20 protein-coding genes are annotated in these 18,606 nt (G+C 61.0%); 19 read left to right on the forward strand and 1 reads right to left on the reverse strand.

The features are described from left to right. Positions 1 to 10: 10 nt before the first annotated feature. From rpsG to rpsJ, 3 genes are read left to right on the forward strand one after another with little or no spacing between them, the layout of a single operon-like run. Positions 11 to 484 carry a 30S ribosomal protein S7 gene (rpsG, locus tag DW661_RS04995; RefSeq protein ID WP_006235013.1) on the forward strand — a complete coding sequence of 158 codons (474 nt, stop codon included), beginning with the start codon at positions 11 to 13 and terminating at the stop codon, positions 482 to 484. Between the two features lie 19 nt (positions 485 to 503). Continuing rightward, entirely contained in the window at positions 504 to 2,603 is a 2,100-nt protein-coding gene (gene fusA / locus DW661_RS05000; protein ID WP_022094183.1) for an elongation factor G, read from the forward strand. 60 nt (positions 2,604 to 2,663) lie between these two features. Continuing rightward, positions 2,664 to 2,972 (forward strand): 30S ribosomal protein S10, encoded by a 309-nt coding sequence (rpsJ, locus tag DW661_RS05005; protein ID WP_022094184.1) that lies wholly within the window; start codon positions 2,664 to 2,666, stop codon positions 2,970 to 2,972. Between the two features lie 116 nt (positions 2,973 to 3,088). Here rpsJ and DW661_RS05010 read toward each other — a convergent pair whose 3' ends face one another. Beyond that, the gene (locus tag DW661_RS05010) at positions 3,089 to 3,865 is read right to left on the reverse strand and encodes a biotin--[acetyl-CoA-carboxylase] ligase (RefSeq protein ID WP_117635351.1); all 777 of its coding nucleotides are present in this window, start codon (positions 3,863 to 3,865) and stop codon (positions 3,089 to 3,091) included. A 174-nt stretch (positions 3,866 to 4,039) separates the two neighbouring features. Between DW661_RS05010 and DW661_RS05015 the strand changes: the two genes are divergently transcribed. The 16 genes from DW661_RS05015 to rplW all read left to right on the forward strand — a co-directional run bounded on the left by DW661_RS05015 (position 4,040) and on the right by rplW (position 18,472). After that, positions 4,040 to 4,999: a 3-oxoacyl-ACP synthase III family protein gene (locus DW661_RS05015; RefSeq protein WP_117646091.1), complete on the forward strand. Its 960-nt coding sequence runs from the start codon at positions 4,040 to 4,042 to the stop codon at positions 4,997 to 4,999. 52 nt (positions 5,000 to 5,051) lie between these two features. Next, positions 5,052 to 5,288, forward strand: a complete 237-nt coding sequence (locus tag DW661_RS05020) for an acyl carrier protein (RefSeq protein ID WP_006235019.1) — start codon at positions 5,052 to 5,054, stop codon at positions 5,286 to 5,288. Positions 5,289 to 5,290: 2 nt separating this feature from the next. Continuing rightward, on the forward strand, positions 5,291 to 6,235 hold the full coding sequence (gene fabK / locus DW661_RS05025) for an enoyl-[acyl-carrier-protein] reductase FabK (RefSeq protein WP_118934854.1): 945 nt from the start codon (positions 5,291 to 5,293) through the stop codon (positions 6,233 to 6,235). Next, on the forward strand, positions 6,223 to 7,149 hold the full coding sequence (locus tag DW661_RS05030; protein WP_118934856.1) for an ACP S-malonyltransferase: 927 nt from the start codon (positions 6,223 to 6,225) through the stop codon (positions 7,147 to 7,149). The genes fabK and DW661_RS05030 overlap by 13 nt, the downstream gene beginning before the upstream one ends. Before the next feature lie 30 nt (positions 7,150 to 7,179). Then, positions 7,180 to 7,953, forward strand: a complete 774-nt coding sequence (fabG, locus tag DW661_RS05035) for a 3-oxoacyl-[acyl-carrier-protein] reductase (protein WP_118934858.1) — start codon at positions 7,180 to 7,182, stop codon at positions 7,951 to 7,953. Between the two features lie 39 nt (positions 7,954 to 7,992). Then, positions 7,993 to 9,240 (forward strand): beta-ketoacyl-ACP synthase II, encoded by a 1,248-nt coding sequence (gene fabF / locus DW661_RS05040; RefSeq protein WP_089572489.1) that lies wholly within the window; start codon positions 7,993 to 7,995, stop codon positions 9,238 to 9,240. Between the two features lie 3 nt (positions 9,241 to 9,243). Beyond that, positions 9,244 to 9,717 (forward strand): acetyl-CoA carboxylase biotin carboxyl carrier protein, encoded by a 474-nt coding sequence (accB, locus tag DW661_RS05045; RefSeq protein ID WP_117629227.1) that lies wholly within the window; start codon positions 9,244 to 9,246, stop codon positions 9,715 to 9,717. A gap of 9 nt (positions 9,718 to 9,726) precedes the next feature. Continuing rightward, positions 9,727 to 10,149: a 3-hydroxyacyl-ACP dehydratase FabZ gene (gene fabZ, locus DW661_RS05050; protein ID WP_055250231.1), complete on the forward strand. Its 423-nt coding sequence runs from the start codon at positions 9,727 to 9,729 to the stop codon at positions 10,147 to 10,149. A 10-nt stretch (positions 10,150 to 10,159) separates the two neighbouring features. Further along, the gene (locus tag DW661_RS05055) at positions 10,160 to 11,503 is read left to right on the forward strand and encodes an acetyl/propionyl/methylcrotonyl-CoA carboxylase subunit alpha (RefSeq protein ID WP_118934860.1); all 1,344 of its coding nucleotides are present in this window, start codon (positions 10,160 to 10,162) and stop codon (positions 11,501 to 11,503) included. Further along, positions 11,496 to 13,214, forward strand: coding sequence for an acetyl-CoA carboxylase, carboxyltransferase subunit beta (accD, locus tag DW661_RS05060; RefSeq protein ID WP_233547456.1), 1,719 nt, complete (start codon positions 11,496 to 11,498; stop codon positions 13,212 to 13,214). Before DW661_RS05055 ends, accD begins: the two co-directional genes overlap by 8 nt. 40 nt (positions 13,215 to 13,254) lie before the next feature. Beyond that, entirely contained in the window at positions 13,255 to 14,469 is a 1,215-nt protein-coding gene (locus tag DW661_RS05065) for a PTS fructose transporter subunit IIB (protein WP_147356421.1), read from the forward strand. Positions 14,470 to 14,619: 150 nt separating this feature from the next. Next, positions 14,620 to 15,774, forward strand: a complete 1,155-nt coding sequence (locus DW661_RS05070) for a cation diffusion facilitator family transporter (protein ID WP_233547457.1) — start codon at positions 14,620 to 14,622, stop codon at positions 15,772 to 15,774. A 39-nt stretch (positions 15,775 to 15,813) separates the two neighbouring features. Then, positions 15,814 to 16,440: a histidine phosphatase family protein gene (locus tag DW661_RS05075; RefSeq protein ID WP_118934868.1), complete on the forward strand. Its 627-nt coding sequence runs from the start codon at positions 15,814 to 15,816 to the stop codon at positions 16,438 to 16,440. 450 nt (positions 16,441 to 16,890) lie between these two features. Next, the gene (rplC, locus tag DW661_RS05080; RefSeq protein WP_035137484.1) at positions 16,891 to 17,511 is read left to right on the forward strand and encodes a 50S ribosomal protein L3; all 621 of its coding nucleotides are present in this window, start codon (positions 16,891 to 16,893) and stop codon (positions 17,509 to 17,511) included. Between the two features lie 46 nt (positions 17,512 to 17,557). Then, positions 17,558 to 18,184: a 50S ribosomal protein L4 gene (gene rplD, locus DW661_RS05085; protein ID WP_006235032.1), complete on the forward strand. Its 627-nt coding sequence runs from the start codon at positions 17,558 to 17,560 to the stop codon at positions 18,182 to 18,184. Beyond that, entirely contained in the window at positions 18,185 to 18,472 is a 288-nt protein-coding gene (rplW, locus tag DW661_RS05090; RefSeq protein WP_022094197.1) for a 50S ribosomal protein L23, read from the forward strand. It abuts the gene before it with no gap. Positions 18,473 to 18,606 lie beyond the last annotated feature (134 nt).

Below are 18,606 nucleotides of genomic sequence, written 5' to 3' on the forward strand. Positions count from 1 at the left end.
GAGATTTCACATGCCGCGTCGTGCAGCAGCTAATCGTCGTGAGGTTCAGCCTGACGCCGTTTACAACAACCGCCTGGTGACTCAGCTCATCAACAAGGTCCTTCTTGACGGCAAGAAGGCCACCGCTGAGCGCATCGTTTACACCGCTTTCGAGATCGTTGCCGAGAAGTCCGAGGGTGGCGACGCTCTCGCTACCTTCAAGAAGGCTATGGACAACGTCAAGCCCACGCTCGAGGTTAAGCCCAAGCGTGTCGGTGGCGCTACCTATCAGGTCCCGATGGAGGTCAACTCCCGTCGTTCCACCGCTCTGGGTATCCGCTGGATCGTCAACTTCTCCCGCGCTCGCAAGGAGAAGACCATGGCCGAGCGTCTCGCCAACGAGATCCTCGACGCCTCCAACGGCCTGGGCGCTTCCGTCAAGAAGCGTGAGGACGTCTTCAAGATGGCCGAGGCCAACCGCGCGTTCTCTCACTATCGTTGGTAAGTTAAGGTAAGGAACTAACATGGCTAAGCCTAAGTACAAGCTTTCCGATACCCGTAACATCGGCATCATGGCTCACATCGATGCCGGTAAGACCACCACGACCGAGCGTATTCTTTACTACACCGGTAAGACCCACAAGATCGGTGAGGTCCATGAGGGCGCTGCCACCATGGACTGGATGGTTCAGGAGCAGGAGCGCGGCGTAACCATTACCTCCGCTGCTACCACGTGCTTCTGGAACAAGGACGGTAAGGACTACCGCATCCAGATCATCGACACCCCGGGCCACGTTGACTTCACCGCCGAGGTCGAGCGCTGCCTGCGCGTCCTCGATGGCGCTGTCGCCGTCTTCGACGCCGTTGCCGGCGTTCAGCCCCAGTCTGAGACCGTTTGGCGTCAGGCTTCTACCTTCAACGTTCCCCGCATCGCCTTCATCAACAAGTATGACCGCGTGGGCGCTGACTTCTTCAACGCTATCGAGACCATGAAGGATCGTCTCGACGCCAACGCCGTGGCCGCTCAGGTCCCGATGGGCGCCGAGGACAACTTCTGGGGCGTCATCGACCTGGTCACCATGACTGCATGGGACTTCAAGGCCGACGAGAAGGGCATGACCTACCCCGAGCCGATGGACGAGATCCCGGCTGAGTTTGCCGACATCGCTGCCACCAAGCGCGAGGAGCTCCTCGACGCTGCTGCCAGCTTTGACGACGAGCTCATGGAGAAGATCCTCATGGAGGAGGACTTCACCGTCGAGGAGCTCAAGGCTGCTCTGCGTAAGGGCGTTCTGGCCAACGAGCTCAACCTCGTCTTCGTGGGCTCCGCCTACAAGAACAAGGGCGTCCAGGAGCTGCTCGACGCTGTCGTCGACTACCTGCCCAGCCCGCTCGACGTTGAGGCCGTCACCGGTACCGATCCGGACACCGGCGAGGAGATCCAGCGTCATCCTTCCTTCGACGAGCCCTTCTCCGGCCTGGTCTTCAAGATCATGACCGACCCGTTCGTCGGTAAGCTCACCTACGTCCGCGTTTACTCCGGCCGCGCCGAGTCTGGCTCCTACGTGGTCAACGCTTCCAATGGTCAGCGCGAGCGCCTCGGCCGCATCCTCGAGATGAACGCCGCCGAGCGTATCGACCGTGACGACGCTGCCGCCGGCGACATCGTCGCTTGCGTCGGCTTCAAGAACTCCACCACCGGTGACACCCTGTGCGCCGAGGGCAAGGAGATCGTCCTCGAGAAGATCGAGTTCGCTAAGCCCGTTATTGACGTTGCCATCGAGCCCAAGACCAAGGCCGAGCAGGACAAGATGTCCCTGGCTCTGACCAAGCTCGCCGAGGAGGACCCGACCTTCCAGGTGTCCACCAACCACGAGACCGGCCAGACCATCATCGCCGGCATGGGCGAGCTGCACCTCGAGATCATCGTCGACCGTCTGCTCCGCGAGTTCAAGGTTGACGCTAACGTCGGTAAGCCCCAGGTTGCCTACCGCGAGACCGCTGGTCACGACGTCGAGAAGGCTGAGGGCAAGTTCGTCCGTCAGTCCGGTGGTCGCGGTCAGTACGGCCACGCCGTCATCAAGCTCGAGAAGATGGAGGAGGGCTTCGGCTACGAGTTCGTCAACGCTATCGTCGGCGGCGTCGTGCCCAAGGAGTACATCCCGTCCATCGACAAGGGCATCCAGGAAGCCCTGAACACCGGTGTTATCGCCGGCTTCCCGGTCCTCGACGTTAAGGTCACCCTGTTCGACGGTTCTTACCACGAGGTCGACTCCTCCGAGGCCGCCTTCAAGATCGCCGGTTCCATGGCTATCAAGGACGCCCTCAAGAAGTCCGACCCGCAGCTGCTCGAGCCGATCATGGCTGTCGAGGTCGAGACCCCCGAGCAGTACATGGGCGACGTTATGGGCAACCTCTCCGGTCGCCGCGGCAAGATCGAGGGCATGGAGGATCGCAAGAACAGCAAGCTCATCCGTGCCAAGGTGCCGCTGGGCGAGATGTTCGGTTACGCTACCGACCTTCGCTCCCAGACCCAGGGCCGTGCATCCTACACGATGCAGTTCGACTCTTATGAGCCCGCGCCCAAGTCCATCGTGGACGAGGTCATGAGCAAGAACGCCTAAGTTCGAGCTCCCTGTTACGTAATCCGCGAGAACATCTCTCGCACTCTTTGGAGGTTTAAGTTGGCTACCCAGAAGATCCGCATTCGCCTCAAGGGCTATGATCACGAGGTCGTCGATCAGTCCGCGAAGCTCATCGTCGAGACCGCTCAGAAGACCGGTGCTCGCGTTTCCGGTCCTGTCCCCCTGCCCACCGAGCGCAACCTGTACACGGTTATCCGCTCGCCGCACGTGAACAAGGACTCCCGTGAGCAGTTCGAGATGCGCACCCACAAGCGCCTCATCGACATCCTCGACCCCACCTCGGGCACCGTTGATTCGCTTATGCGTCTCGACCTCCCCGCTGGCGTCGACATCGACATCAAGCTCTAAGCGATATCGCTCATAGCTTAAAGGGCCCCGCTGCCGTTACGGTAGCGGGGCCCTTTTGTTTTGCATGATGGGTTTGGATCGCCGGGTAAGGCTGCCGAGCGGCTGGCTGTGGCAACCTACTCACTCAAGGGGCGCAATGACGCTTCCTCAAAATGGAAGGATCGCAAGCCGTCTTCTGTTTCGATGCACGCACGACCAAAGCCATCGACCGTTTTAAAGATGCCTCGCGCCAGCTCGTCACCGGCAGGGGAGCGGGCGATAACGTGCTTTCCAATCCAATTGAGGTGAGCGACATATTCGCCGTGGACGGGCGCGAGCGGTCCGGTGTTTTCTTCCATGGCGTTGAGGCGTTCTGCCCAGGCATCTATAGCGTCTATAACTGCGTGATAGACCTCATCGAGGAGCATGTCGACAGCTGGAACGTTCTCGTTAAGGTCCGAGAGACCGATTGCCGGCAGGCCGCCATCGGGCACCTCTTGGGGCGCATAGTTCACATTGACACCAATGCCACAGACGGCGAAAGGTTTGCCTTCGTTATCGCGTGCGGCCTCGACCAGAATGCCGCCGAGTTTGCGTCCACGCGCGACCAGGTCGTTGGGCCATTTGAGGCCAATCTCGTTTGCAAGACCCTGTTTTTCGAGCGCCTCGAGCACCGCTAGGCCGCTGACGGCAGCAAGACCAGAGTACTTCGCAGGATTAACGCATGGACGCAGGACAATCGAAAGCAATAGGTTGCCGGCGGTTGAATCCCACTTGTGGCCGCGCCGGCCGCGTCCTGCTGTCTGAGCCCGGGCGGCAAGTCCTGTTCCGTGCGGCGCTCCCTGTTTTCCTGCTTCGAGCAGGTCATCGTTGGTCGATCCGGTTACGTCGACTATCGTTAATTTGGCATCCATAACGGCTGCTACCTCCTTAATGAATAAGTGAATAACGCAATGGTGTCGAGAGAGACACAATGTGAAGCCTTTGTCGCATTTGGACAATTTAATGTTAACACGTTAACAACGACTGAAATGCGCTATCCTCTCTTGGTCGATGTAAACGCATCAACAACTCAAAGGAGGTTAGTGATGGGTTTCACGATTCTTGGAACAGGCTCGGCGCTTCCCAAGCGCAGTGTTTCCAATGACGAGCTGTCCGAGTTCCTCGATACCTCGGATGAGTGGATTTTTACCCGCACAGGTATTAAGAGTCGCCACGTCTGCACTACCGAGTCACTTGACGACCTTGCCGTAGCGGCGAGCGAGCGGGCACTTCAGGTGTCCGGAATCGACGCGAGCCAGTTGGATCTGATCGTCTGCTCGACGACGACGGGTGACCACCTTGTTCCCGCCGAGGCGTGTGCCGTTGCTGAGCGACTGGGCGCGACGTGCCCTGCCTTCGATGTCTCGGCTGCCTGCGCCGGCTTCGTATTTGCGCTCGATGTTGCCGAGGGCTATATCGCCCGAGGACGAGCCAAGCATGTGCTTGTCGTTGCCGCCGAGCAGATGACGCGCGCGCTCGACTGGACCGACCGCGCCACCTGTGTGCTCTTTGGCGATGGGGCAGGCGCCGCGGTGATTGAGGCTGGGGGAGACAGCCCCCTTGCCGTTGAGCTTTCGACGGCGCCCGACGTCGAGACGTTGTGCGTTCCCGGTCTGGTCGGCACCTCGCCGTTTAAGGCCTCCGCAGATAGCGAGAGCGTGCTGTCCATGAATGGCCGCCGCGTGTTCAAGTTCGGCGTCAACGCGATTTGCGACACGGTCCATAAGCTTGCGAGCGATGCGGGCATTTCGGTCGAGGACATCGACCATTTTGTATTCCATCAGGCTAACGAACGAATCCTGAGTCAGGCGGTCAAGCGCCTCGGTGTGCCAGACAAGCGCGTGGTTCGAACGCTGCGCGAGACCGGCAACATTTCGAGCGCATGCATTCCGCTTGCCCTCGACCGGCTGGCAAACGCCGGTGCACTTCACACGGGCGACACCATCGCCCTCGTTGGATTTGGCGCCGGTCTGGATATAGGTGGCTATCTACTTCGTTGGAAGTAGTCGCACATAGGAAATAAAAACGCCCCTAGGGCACAAACAAAGGAGAACCACCATGGCAGATCAGAAGACCTTCGAGCGCGTTTGCGATGTTATCCGCGAGACCGCCGGTCTTGACGACGTCGAGATGAAGCCCGAGTCCACGCTCGAGGAGATTGGTCTCGACAGTCTGGGCACCGTCGAGATCCTCGTCGCCGTTGAGGACGAGTTTGGCATCCAGCTCGATACCGAGGAGAACCCCAAGACGGTCGGCGAGTTCGCCGATACGGTCGAGGCGGCATTGGAGAAGTAGAGATGCTCAAGACTCCTCTCTGCGATCTGCTCGGCATCGAAAAGCCCGTGTTCCAGGGCGGTATGGCCTGGATCGCCGACGCCTCGCTGGCGTCCGCAGTGTCCGAGGCGGGCGGCTTAGGGATTATCGCGGCCATGAACGCCGACGCCAACTGGCTGCGCGACCAGATTCATGAGCTGCGCGCCAGGACGGATAAGCCCTTTGGCGTCAACGTCATGCTCATGAGCCCGTTTGCCGACGAGGTCGCGCGGGTCGTGATTGACGAGCGGGTGCCGGTCGTCGTGACGGGTGCCGGCAATCCCACCAAGTACATGAAGGCGTGGAACGAGGCGGGCATCAAGGTCATCCCGGTCGTTGCTTCGGTGGCGCTGGCGCGTCTCGTGGCGCGTCGTGGAGCCACTGCCGTGGTTGCCGAGGGTACCGAATCAGGCGGCCATATTGGCGAGACCTCGACGATGGCACTGGTGCCGCAGGTTGTCGATGCGGTCGATATTCCCGTGGTTGCGGCTGGCGGTATCGCCGATGGCCGCGGCGTGGCGGCCGCCTTTATGCTGGGCGCCGCCGGCGTGCAGGTGGGTACGCGCTTTCTGATCGCAGATGAGTGCACCGTATCGGAGCAGTACAAGGAGATGGTCCTGAAGGCCAACGACACCTCGACGCGTGCGACCGGCCGCTCGACGGGACACCCGGTGCGTGCCCTCAAGAGCCCCTTCACCAACGCCTACGCCAAGAGCGAGGCGGCGGGCGTAAGCGTCGAGGAGCTCGGGGCCATGGGCACGGGCGCCCTTCGCAAGGCCGCCAAGGACGGCAATTACGAAGAGGGCTCGTTTTTGTGTGGACAGATTGCCGGCATGGTTAGCGAGCGCCAGAGCGCACGAGAAATCGTTGACGATCTGGTCGATGGTGCCGAGCGCGTCCTGAAGGGTGCGTGCGCATGGGTGGCGTAGCGTTTCTGTTTGCCGGGCAGGGCGCCCAGCACCCCGCGATGGGCGTCGACCTGATCGAGGCATCGCCGGCGGCCGCCGAGGTGTTCGCCATTGCCGACGAGGTGCGCCCGGGGACCAGTGAGCAGTGCCGAAGCGCCTCCAAGGAGGAACTCTCGCAGACCGAGAACACGCAGCCGTGCGTGTTCGTTCACGATCTGGCAGCGGCTGCCGCCCTGCGTGAGCGCGGCGTGGTACCTGCCGCCTGTGCGGGTTTTTCGCTTGGCGAGGTCGCCGCGCTCACCTTTGCGGGGGCGTTCGATACGCGAGCGGGCTTTGAGCTCGTGTGCGAGCGCGCGGCGCTGATGGCCGCGGCTGCCGAGCGCCATCCGGGCGGCATGCGCGCCGTCATCAAGCTCGATGCGGCGCAAGTCGAGAACCTGGCAAAACAGGCCGGCGAGGACTGCTGGCCGGTCAACTACAACAGTCCGCAGCAGACGGTTGTTGCCGGAGCGCCCGATGCGCTGCAGGAGCTCGACGTCCTAGTAAAAGAGGCTGGCGGCCGCGCTATGAAAGTCGCGGTGTCGGGCGCATTTCATAGCCCCTATATGGCCGAGGCGACTGAGGGGCTGGCGACGTATATCCAAGCCGGCCACGCGCCGTCACCGCTGCTGATTCCGGTCATGGCAAACATGACGGCGGCGCCCTATCCGGCGGACCCGCGAGCGGCATCGGATGTCTTGGCCAATCAGGTGAGTCATGCCGTTCGTTGGGTCGACACGCTGCATGCTCTGCAGAATCAGGGCATCGACACGTTTATTGAGGTCGGCCCTGGCAAAACGCTGTCGGGCCTGGCCAAGCGTACGCTGAGCGACGTTCGCGTGTATTCGTGCGAAACGGCCGAGCAGGTCGCAGCTATTGCCGACGAGCTCGCATAGTCCACAGGGCTGTAACCCGAAAGGAATGACATGGGCAACTTGAACAACGGCGCGCTCGAGCGCAACGACTCACGTCGTGTGGCACTGGTCACGGGCGGCTCGCGGGGTATCGGCCGCGCCTGCGCTGTCGGTCTGGCGGAGGACGGCTTTGATATCGCCGTCGTCTATGCCGGCAGCGTCGATGCGGCGTGCGAGACGTGCGAAGCCTGTGAGGCGGTTGGCGCCACGGCACGCGCATATCAATGCGACGTGGCCGATCCCGCTGCCGTCAACGCGTGCGTGGAAGCGGTCCTCAACGACTTTGGTTCCATTTGGGCGCTCGTCAACAACGCCGGCATCACCCGCGATGGCCTGCTCATGCGCATGGGCGATGACGCATTCGATCGCGTGCTCGATGTCAATCTCAAGGGAACATTCAATATGACGCGCGCGCTCACCAAGACCTTTATGCGCCAGCGCGGCGGTTGCGTCGTCAACATGAGCTCGGTCGTGGGCCTGATGGGCAATGCCGGGCAAGCCAACTACGCTGCTTCCAAGGCGGGCGTGATAGGGCTTACCAAGGCGGTGGCGCGCGAGCTTGCGCCTCGTGGCGTACGAGCGAACGCGGTCGCCCCCGGGTTTGTCGAGACCGATATGACGGCAAAGCTCTCGGAGAAGGTGCGTACGGCAACCGAGGAACAGATTCCCCTTAAGCGCATGGCACGTCCCGAGGAAGTGGCCGGCGTGGTGCGCTTTTTAGCGAGCGATGCGGCTGCTTACATTACGGGCGAGGTCGTGCGCGTCGACGGCGGAATGGCGATGTAGAAACCAGGGCCGAAGAACGGCTTGGATGAGGAGACCATGATGGAACAGAGAGTTGCAATCACCGGCATCGGTGCCGTATCGCCGCTCGGCAACACCGCGCTTGCCACCTGGGCGGCCATGTGCGCCGGGACCTGTGGCATCGGCCCGATCACGCACTTCGATACCGATGCGTTTACCGTCAAGGTGGCGGCCGAAGTCAAGGGCTTTGACGGCAACGAGTACTTTGGCAAGCGTGACGCCAAGCATCTCGACCCCTGCGTTCAGTTTGCGATGGCGGCTTCGGACGAGGCAATGCACGATGCGGGCTTTGATGTCGAAGGCGCCATCGATCGTGAGCGTCTGGGCGTCTACGTGGGCTCGGGCGTGGGCGGCATGACGACGCTCGTCGACAACGTCCACACGATCGCCGATCGTGGACCTCGCCGCGCATCGCCCTATATGATTGCGATGATGATCCCCAACATGGCTTCGGGCAATATCGCGATCCGCCACAAGGCAAAGGGACCGACCCTGCCAGTCGTGACTGCTTGCGCGACCTCGGCCCATGCGGTGGGCGAGGCGTTCCGCGCCATCAAGCACGGCTATGCCGACGCGATCCTCGCGGGCGGCGCCGAGGCGGCCATTATCCCCGATGCCGTTGCAGGCTTTACGTCCTGCCGCGCATTGACCACCAACCCCGATCCTGCGACGGCTTGCCGCCCGTTCGATGCAGACCGCGACGGCTTTGTGATGGGCGAGGGCGCTTGCGTGCTGGTACTCGAGAGCATGGAACATGCGCAGGCACGCGGTGCGCACATTTATGCCGAGGTCGTGGGCTACGGCAACACCGATGATGCTTATCACATCACGAGTCCCGATCCCGAGGCTGCCGGCATTGCCCGCGCGATATCGCTGGCGGTGGCCGAGGGCGACGTCAAGCCTTCCGAGGGCCTCTACATCAATGCCCACGGCACCTCGACCAAGCTTAATGATTCGTCCGAGACGGCGGGCATTAAGCGAGCGCTCGGCGAGGACGCAGCGCGCGCCGCACATGTCTCGTCGACCAAGTCGATGACCGGGCACATGATCGGTGCCACGGGGGCCATTGAGGTCATGGCCTGCGCCATGGCACTCGAGCAGGGCGTGGTGCCGCCGACCATTAACTACCACACGCCCGATCCCGCCTGCGATCTTGATTACACGCCCAATCGCGCGGTTCGCGCCGACCTTACCTGGGCGCTTTCGACCAACCTGGGCTTTGGCGGGCACAACGCCGCCATCGCGCTGCGTAGATATACGAGGAGCTAGAGCATGGATTCCAAAAGACTTGCCGAGATAGCCGATGTGATGGAGGACCGCGGCCTCACGCGCGTACGCGTTGAGGAGCCCGATGGCACCGCGGTCGAACTCGAGCGCGCGAGTGTGGCGCAGCCGGTTGCCGTGCCCATGCCTATGCCGAGCGCCATGGCCGCTCAAGTTGCAGCTCCCACAGTCGCGCCTGCCGCACCGGAACCCGCCACGCAGACACCTGCCGCCGCGCCGGAGCCCAAGGGCACCGAGGTGACTGCTCCCATGGTGGGCGTCTTCTATGCTGCCCCTGCGCCGGGCGACGAGCCATTTGTGCGCGTGGGCTCCAAGGTCAAGGCCGGCGAGACCCTCTGCATCATCGAGGCCATGAAGGTTCTCAACGAGGTGACGGCCGAGGCAGACGGTGAGGTGCTCGAGATCTGCGTGGCCGACGGCGACCTCGTGGAGTTTGGCAGCTGCCTCATGAGGATCGGATAGGTGATATCCATGAACAAAGAAGAGCTCAAGAAGCTGTTACCGCATCGCGAGCCGATGCTTTTGCTCGACGAAGCCGAGCTGGTGGGCGACGAGGCCCACGGCAAGATCACGATTACAGGCGACGAGTACTTTTTGCAGGGGCATTTTCCGGGAAACCCGGTCGTCCCCGGCGTGATTCAGTGCGAGATGCTCGCCCAGAACTGCTGCGTGCTGCTGATGGGCGATGAGGAGGCGCGCGGCGCGACGCCGTTCTACACGAGTCTGGACAAGGTGCGCTTTAAGCGTCCGGTGCGCCCGGGCGACACGGTGGATCTGGTGTGCTCCATCACGCGTGCGCGCGGGCCGTTCCGCTTTGCGACGGGTACCGCGAGCGTCAACGGTGAGGTTTGCTGCCGCGCCGATATGTCTTTTGCACTCGTGCACGAAAGTTAAGGAAGGCTTCATGTTCGACAAAGTGCTCATCGCCAACCGCGGCGAAGTCGCGGTCCGTGTTATCCGCGCGTGCCGCGATATGGGCATCAAGACCGTCGCCGTTTATTCCACGGCCGATGCGGACGCGCTACACGTGCAGCTTGCCGACGAGGCGTATTGCATCGGCGGCCCGCGTCTTGCCGAGAGCTACCTCAACGACGATGCCGTGCTCACCTGTGCCGTAAAGTCGGGAGCTAAGGCAATTCATCCCGGCTATGGCTTCTTTTCCGAGAAGGCGAGCTTCGTGCGCGACTGCGACAAGTTCGGTCTGGCGTTTGTCGGTCCTTCGGCCGAGGTGATCGACAGCATGGGCGACAAGGACGCCGCACGCCGAACGGCCGCTGCTGCGGGCGTGCCCATCGTGCCGGGCTGCGATTTGCTCAAAAGCCCCGAGGAAGCAACGGCCGAGGCCGAGCGCATCGGCTGCCCCGTGCTTATTAAGGCGCGCGCGGGCGGCGGCGGTCGCGGTATTCGCAAGGTCGAGCGCGTGGAAGATGCGGCAAAGGCGTTCATCGAGGCGCGTGCCGAGGGTGAGGCCGTTTTTGGCGACGGCGAGTGCTACATGGAGAAGCTCGTTGCGCCGGCGCATCACGTTGAGGTACAGATTATGGCCGATAAGCAGGGCCATGTGTTTTCGCTCGGCGAGCGCGAGTGCTCGGTGCAGCGCCGCAACCAAAAGCTGATCGAGGAGAGCCCCGCGCCGTGCCTCGACGGACGCGATGATATTCGCGCGCGCATGCACAAGGCCGCGCGCGACCTGGCTCGTGCCGTTGGCTATGAGGGCGCTGGCACCATCGAGTTTTTGTACTCAGATGACGGCAATTTCTACTTTATGGAAATGAACACGCGCTTGCAGGTGGAGCATCCGGTTACGGAGTTTGTGACCGATACCGACCTGGTTAAGTGGCAGCTGCGCGTGGCTGCCGGCCAGCCTCTGCCCTTTGAGCAGGAGGACGTACCGGTCCGCAACCACGCCATGGAGTGCCGCATCAATGCCGAAACGCCGGACTTTCTACCGTCATGTGGAACGGTCACCGCGTTGCGTGTGCCGGGTGGTCCGCGCGTGCGCTGGGATTCCGCCATGTTTACCGGAGCGAAAGTTCCGCCGTACTACGACTCCATGCTCGGCAAGCTCATCGTGTGTGCGCCCACGCGTGACGGCGCTATTCGTAAGATGCGCTCGGCCCTGGGCGAGCTCGTGATTGAAGGCGTGAGCGAAAACAGCGAACTGCAGCTCGACGTGCTGGCAAACGATGAGTTCTTGTCGGGCATGTACCACATCGATCTGATGGGGCATCTCTATGCTGATGAATAGAAAAGCGAAGACGGTCAACGTCCTCGAGGGGCCGATGACCGAGTCGTGCGCCGAGTTTCCCGCGCGCCACGTGTTTATCAAGTGCCCGGAGTGCCGCCGTGTGATCGATGAGGCACGCCTGCACGACAACCTCGAGGTCTGTCCTCGTTGCGGCAAACACTTTCGCGTGAGCGGTCGCGCGCGCATGCGCATGACGGTCGACGAGGGCACGTTTGAGGAATGGGATGCTAATCTGGCGTCGGAGGACTTCCTCTCGTTTCCCGGTTATGCCGACAAGCTCAAGGGCGCGGTCGAGCGTTCGGGCGAGCGCGATGCCGTTGTGTGCGGCAGGGGCAAAATCTGCGGTTGCGATACGGCGCTCTTCTTTATGGATGCCAACTTTATGATGGGCTCGATGGGTTCCGTGGTGGGCGAGAAGATCTGTCGTGTCTTTGAGCGCGCGGCCGAGTTGGGGCTGCCGGTCGTTGGCTTTACCGTATCGGGCGGCGCCCGCATGCAGGAGGGCGTGACCTCGCTCATGCAGATGGCCAAGATTTCTGCGGCGGTTAGGCGCCACAGCGAGGCGGGCGGCCTGTATATCACGGTGCTCACCGATCCCACGACCGGAGGTGTAACCGCGAGCTTTGCCATGGAGGGCGACATTATCCTGGCCGAGCCCGATGCCCTGACGGCATTTGCCGGCCCGCGCGTGATCGAGCAGAACATGCACAAGCGTCTGCCCAAGGGATTCCAGCGTTCCGAGTTTTTGCTGGAGCACGGCTTTTGCGATGCCGTTGTTCCGCGTGGTGAGATTGCGCTCACGGTAGGCGAGCTGCTGGCGCTGCACGAAGGGCACGCGCCCGGCCTGGGGGCACCGCATGAGATCGTGCATACGGGTCGTCGCGACAAAAAGCTGGGACACTTGTTTAAGCGCTCGGCCGCACCAAAAAGCGCGCTCGAAATCGTCAAACAGACTCGCTCGGCGAACCGCGCCACGGCAGGCGAGATGATCTCGTTGGGTCTCGACGGATTCGTAGAGCTGCACGGCGACCGCTACTTTGGCGACGATGCTGCCGTGGTGGGCGGCATCGGCTGGAAAGACGGGCGACCCGTGACGGTTATCGCCATCGAGCGCGGTACCACGACCAAAGAGCGCATGCGTCGCAACTTTGGCATGGCGCATCCCGAGGGCTACCGCAAGGCACGTCGCCTGATGCACCAAGCCGAGAAATTTGGTCGGCCGGTTCTGTGCCTGGTTGATACTTCGGGCGCGTTTTGCGGCATCGGTGCCGAGGAGCGCGGCCAGGGCGAGGCGATTGCCCAGAATCTCATGGAGATGAGCGGCCTTAAGACGCCGATTGTCTCGGTGGTGACAGGCGAGGGCGGCTCTGGTGGCGCGCTGGCGCTGTCCGTGGCCGACCGCATCCTGATGCTCTCGAGCTCGGCCTATTCGGTCGTGAGCCCCGAGGCCTGTGCGTCGATCCTGTGGAAGGATACCGAGCGCGCGAATGAGGCCGCTGAGGCGCTTAAGCTCACGGCCCCCGATCTGTTGGCGCTCGGCATCATCGACGGCATTGTTGACGATAGGGGCCTGTCGCATGAGGAGATCGCCGGTGTCGTCATGTCCTCGGCATTTGATGCCTTCGATACGCTTGGGCAGCTCGACGACGCGACCCTCACAAACCTCCGCTACGAAAAGTACCGCGCAATCGGTCAGTACCGCACGATGTGACAAAGGGACAGCCCGCATGTCACATTGGGAAAGGCGTTCCATGTCACAAGTTTCTAACACCTCGTTTACAACGACGGTTTCATCAAACGCCATGGCCGTGGTGGACTATCTGTCCAAAAGCATGATGTCGGCGCTGCCGTTTATTGTTTGCGCGGCGTTGTTCCGCACCGCCGCCGTCATTATGGGCGAAGGCATGCTGGACCTGTGGTCTGCCGATTCCGAAATCTATCGCCTGTTCTACAGTTGGCTCTATAACGCCGGCTACTACTTTTTGCCCATTTATCTTGGTTGGGCGGCCGCCCGCCAGCTCGGTTGCTCGGAGCAGCTGGGCATGATGCTGGGCGGCGTATTGATTGCGCCCGATCTGCTTAAGCTCGTCGATGCCGCATCGACGACGGGGGCAGCGATGACTTTCGTGTATGGTCTGCTTCCCGCGCCGGTCAACGATTACACAACGACTGTTATTCCGGTTCTCATCTCGGTACCCGTGCTATGGCGAGTGGAGTGTTTCTTCCAGCGCGTTATCCCTAAGGCCGTGGCGTTTTCGTTTGTTCCGTTTGCAACCATGCTCGTCATGGTTCCGGCCTCGCTGTGTATTACGGCGCCGGCGGGCAGCTATCTGGGCATGCTGTTGGGACAGCTTATGTTTATGCTTGGCAATTCCGGTGGCATCGTGTCGCTGCTCACGCTTATGGGACTTGCCGCGGGCTGGGAGTTTCTTAAGATCGCGGGTGTCAGCAACGTTGTCCTATCGCTCGCCTATGCGCAGTTTATGAGTGTGGGAACGGATTCGTGCATTCTGATCGCTGCGACGATGGCGACGTTCGCCGTTTGGGGCATGCCCTTTGGCGCGTCGCTCCGCGTTGTGGATAAGGACGAGAAGGCGCTCATGCTGGGCTATTCGATCTCGGGCGTGCTTGGCGGCGTAAGCGAGCCGGCGCTGTACGGCTGCGGCTTTAAATATGGCAGGTGTCTGACATGCATGGCCATTGGCGGCGCCGTCGGAGGCCTTGTTGCGGCCGTGGGCCACGTTACGGCCTATACCATCGGCATGACGAATGTCCTTATGGTCATTGGCTTTGCCACGGGCGGCATCTCGAATCTGCTGTGGTGCTGCGCTGCCGGCGGCGCAGCATTTGCGGTGTCTGCGGCGCTGAGCTGCTGTTTTGGCGTGGTGCCGACAAAGATGCAGGCGGCAGAAGACGCAGCTGATTCGCTCGAAACAGTGGCGAGCGCTGCTGAAGCAAGCGCATAAATCGATCGACAAAGGGGCAGTCCCGCATGGCACATTCCAAGGTCGTGGCCCGTGTGGGTTGCGGCCTTTTTGTATCTGGGGGGCAAAGTGGCTACACTACAATCCGTTTGAGCAATAGATATATAGGTAGTACCGTGGGGACTGATGAGGATGGTCGAGTGGATTGTTCGTCGTGCGCAGGGCGACCGTGCGCGCGTGGGAACGTTGACGGGCATAGTGTGTATTCTCGCTAATGTTGCGCTTTGCGCTGCGAAGGGTGCAATTGGCGTGCTGTCGGGATCGGTTTCGATTGTGGCGGACGCCATGAACAACCTGTCCGATGCCAGCTCGAACATCGTGAGCGTGCTTGGCTTTAAGCTGGCGGGCAAGCCGGCCGACCCCGAGCATCCTTACGGACATGGCCGCTACGAGTATCTCTCGGGTCTGGTCGTGGCGGCGCTCGTGCTGCTGATTGGCGTTGAGCTGGTGAAGTCCTCGGTTGAGCGCATCATCCACCCCGAACCTGTCGAGTTCTCGCTTGCCCTGGTGGCAGTCTTGGTGCTTTCGATGATTGTTAAGCTCTGGATGGCGGCCCTCAACCAAAAGCTCGGCGATCGCATTGAGTCCGAGACGCTGCATGCGACCGCTCAGGACTCAAAGAACGATGTCCTAGCTACGGGTGCCGTGCTGGCGTGCGCAATTGTTTCGCAGGTGACGCACATCAATCTTGACGCATGGGTCGGCCTTGCCGTTGGCGCCTATATCGGCTGGAGCGGCTTTGAGCTCATCCTGGATACGGTGAGCCCGCTTTTGGGCCAGGCACCCGATCCAAAGCTGGTCAAGCACATTCGAGACAAGATCATGAGCTACCCCGGCGTTTTGGGCGTTCACGATTTGATGGTTCACGACTACGGCCCGGGCAGGAAGTTCGCAAGCGCTCACGCCGAGATGGCAGCCGAGGCCAGCCCGCTGGAAAGTCACGACACGCTCGATAACATCGAGCAGTCGTTTAGGGTCGAAGACGGCATGATCGTCACGCTCCATTACGATCCCATCGTGACCGACGATCCAAAGGTGGCGAGCATGCGTCTGCGCATCAACGCTATGGCTCAAGAGATTGATAGCCGCCTCTCGATCCACGACCTACGCTGTGTTCCGGGCCCCACGCATACCAACGTGATCTTTGACTGCGTACGACCCTCGGATTTGACGATGAACGCCGAGGACCTAAAGCGCGCGTTGGCGAAACGTGTCGAATCCGAATATCCCAAGTCGATTGCCAAGATCACGATCGACGAAGACTATGTCGGCCATACCCACGAGTAGGGCTGTGCCAGCAAAGCAAGTTATACAGAAGGGGAGAGCATGAAGCGTCTATATCTACTCCGCCACGGTCAGACAGAATTCAACGTTAAAAAGCTCGTCCAGGGCCGCTGCGATTCTCCGTTGACCGACCTGGGTCGTCAGCAAGCCGGGATGGCAGCCGCGTGGCTCAAAGCCCACAACGTCGTTCCCGACAAAGTGGTCTCTTCGCCCTTAGGCCGAGCCATGGACACGGCAAGTCTCGTCGCAACCGAACTCCTCGGCCGGGATGCAGCAGTCGAGCCCTGCGAAGGCATCATCGAGCGCAGCTACGGCACCTTCGAAGAAGGCCCCCACGACGCCCTACCCACCGACGTCTGGGACCCCGGCGAGGACTTGGTCCCCTTTGGAGGAGAAGGAAGTCATGCCCTGCAGGAGCGCATGGTAGGCACCCTCACCAATCTCATGGGCTCTGAGGGCATCGAAACCCTTCTAGCAGTAAGCCACGGCAGCGCCAGCCGCCAATTCATCAAGGCTGCAGCCCCAGAGGGCTTCGAGCTCCCAACAAAACTCCCCAACTGCGCCATTATGATTTTCGATTTTGATGAGGCGGAGCCACAAGTAGAGGGCGAGCCAATGCAATGCAAGTTCACCCTCCAGCAAATAGTGGACCCCCAACAAAGTCATTAGCCTGAGCGAGCAGAGTTAAGCAGACATCAACGTGTCGTCTCCCGAGCACGGCGGAGGGCCGGAGAAATATATTAAGGTCATCGCGAGTTCCGCACGCAAAGGAGAGCACTTAATGTGCTCTCCGTCTTGCGCAGGACTGTAGAGCAGGGACCTTAATATATTTCTCCGGCCCTCCGACGTGCCCAGGAGCCATCCACGCACTTTACCTGCGTAAACAATGTGAGTGAAATATGAATCTCGATGGATACGCCCGCAGCCGTGTATACTAAACAGCTGTGTGTAACCAGGGGAGTATTCTGGCTGGACAAAATGCCTGCTTAATAGGGTTGTCAGGTAGTCCGGGCGCAATACAAGACTGGGGAGCACGTCGTGTAAGTAGTGGTCCTCTAGGGGCGTACGCTCGGTGGTGTACGCATTGTCCCAAGACCACGCGAGAGTTGGGATCATATCTTGATCAGCATGATTCTCGGCCGCAAGATTGGCATGACCCAGGTTTGGGACGAGGACGATAACGTCGTTCCCGTCACGGTCATCCAGGCTGGCCCCTGCGCTGTCTCGCAGGTTAAAACTCAGGCAACCGACGGCTATGACGCCGTCCAGATCGGTTTCGGCGACATCAAGGCCAAGAACGTGAACAAGCCCATGGCTGGTCACTTCGCCAAGGCTGGCGTCGAGCCTGTCCGCTTCCTTCGTGAGGTCCGCGTCGAGAACGGCGAGGAGCACAAGGTCGGCGAGGTCGTCACCGTCGCTGATTTCGCTGATGTCGAGAAGGTCGACGTCATCGGTACCTCCAAGGGTAAGGGCTTCCAGGGTCGCATCAAGCGCTGGGGTCAGCGCCGCGGTCCTATGACGCATGGTTCTCACTTCCAGCGTCACCCCGGTTCTATCGGTCAGTGCGCCTATCCTGCGCGCGTCCTCAAGGGCGTCAAGATGGCCGGTCACATGGGTAACGAGCGCGTTACCGTCAAGAACCTTTCCGTTGTCCGCATCGATGCCGAGCAGAACCTCATCTTGGTCAAGGGCGCTGTCCCGGGTGCCAAGAATGGTCTCGTCGCCATCCGTATGGCCTAAGGGCCCAGCCCATTTAGCCCAGCGTCATACCAAGGAGAACACTTAAATGGCAAAGTTTGAAGTAAAGAACAGCGAGGGCAAGAAGGTCGCCGAGGCCGAGCTCGCCGCTGAGGTGTACGGCATCGAGCCGAACATCCACGTTATGCACCACATCGTCAAGTGCCAGATGGCCTCTTGGCGTCAGGGCACCCAGTCCGCTAAGGGCCGCTCTGAGGTTTCCGGTGGCGGCAAGAAGCCTTGGCGTCAGAAGGGCACCGGCCGTGCCCGCCAGGGTTCCATCCGTGCTGCCCAGTGGCGTCACGGTGGCGTTGTCTTCGCCCCCAAGCCCCGTTCCTACGCTAAGCGTATGAACAACAAGGAGGTCAAGCTGGCTATGCGCTCCGCGCTGTCCGCCAAGCTGGCCGATGGCGAGCTCGTGCTCGTCGACGACTACGGCTTCGAGAAGCCTTCCACCAAGGCTGCCGTCGCCATGCTCAAGGCTCTCGGCCTTGAGGGCAAGCGTCTGACCATCATCGTTCGCGATGAGGACGTCAACGCCTACCTGTCGTTCCGCAACATTCCCAAGACGTTCATCATCACCGCTGACGAGGCCAACACCTACGATCTCGTCAACAACAACGCTGTGCTGATGCCCGCCGACATCGCCGCTCACTTCGGGGAGGTGCTTGCATAAATGACCGCCCACGAGATCATCATCCGTCCGATCGTGTCCGAGCGTTCCTTCTCCGGCATGGAGCTGAACAAGTACACGTTCGAGGTCGCCAAGGATGCTAACAAGTATCAGATCAAGGACGCTGTCGAGGAGATCTTCGGCGTCAAGGTCGTTCGCGTGAACACCCTGACGGTCAAGCCCAAGACCAAGCGCGTGCGCTATGTCGCCGGCAAGACCCGTTCTTGGAAGAAGGCCATCGTCACGCTGGCCGAGGGCGACACCATCGAGGTCTTTGGCAACCAGGCCTAAGACTCGCTGCTGTTGAGTGAGCTCATGCCTCCCAAATAGGGGAGGCGAGAGCTCAAGGTTTCGGGCGTATAAAATGGACACGCCCGGAACCGTGTATACGTCCGGTGTCATCGCACCCGAGGCAGAACCTCGAA

Origin of the sequence: Collinsella sp. AM24-1 (assembly GCF_003470325.1) — a bacterium.
Lineage (GTDB): Bacteria > Actinomycetota > Coriobacteriia > Coriobacteriales > Coriobacteriaceae > Collinsella.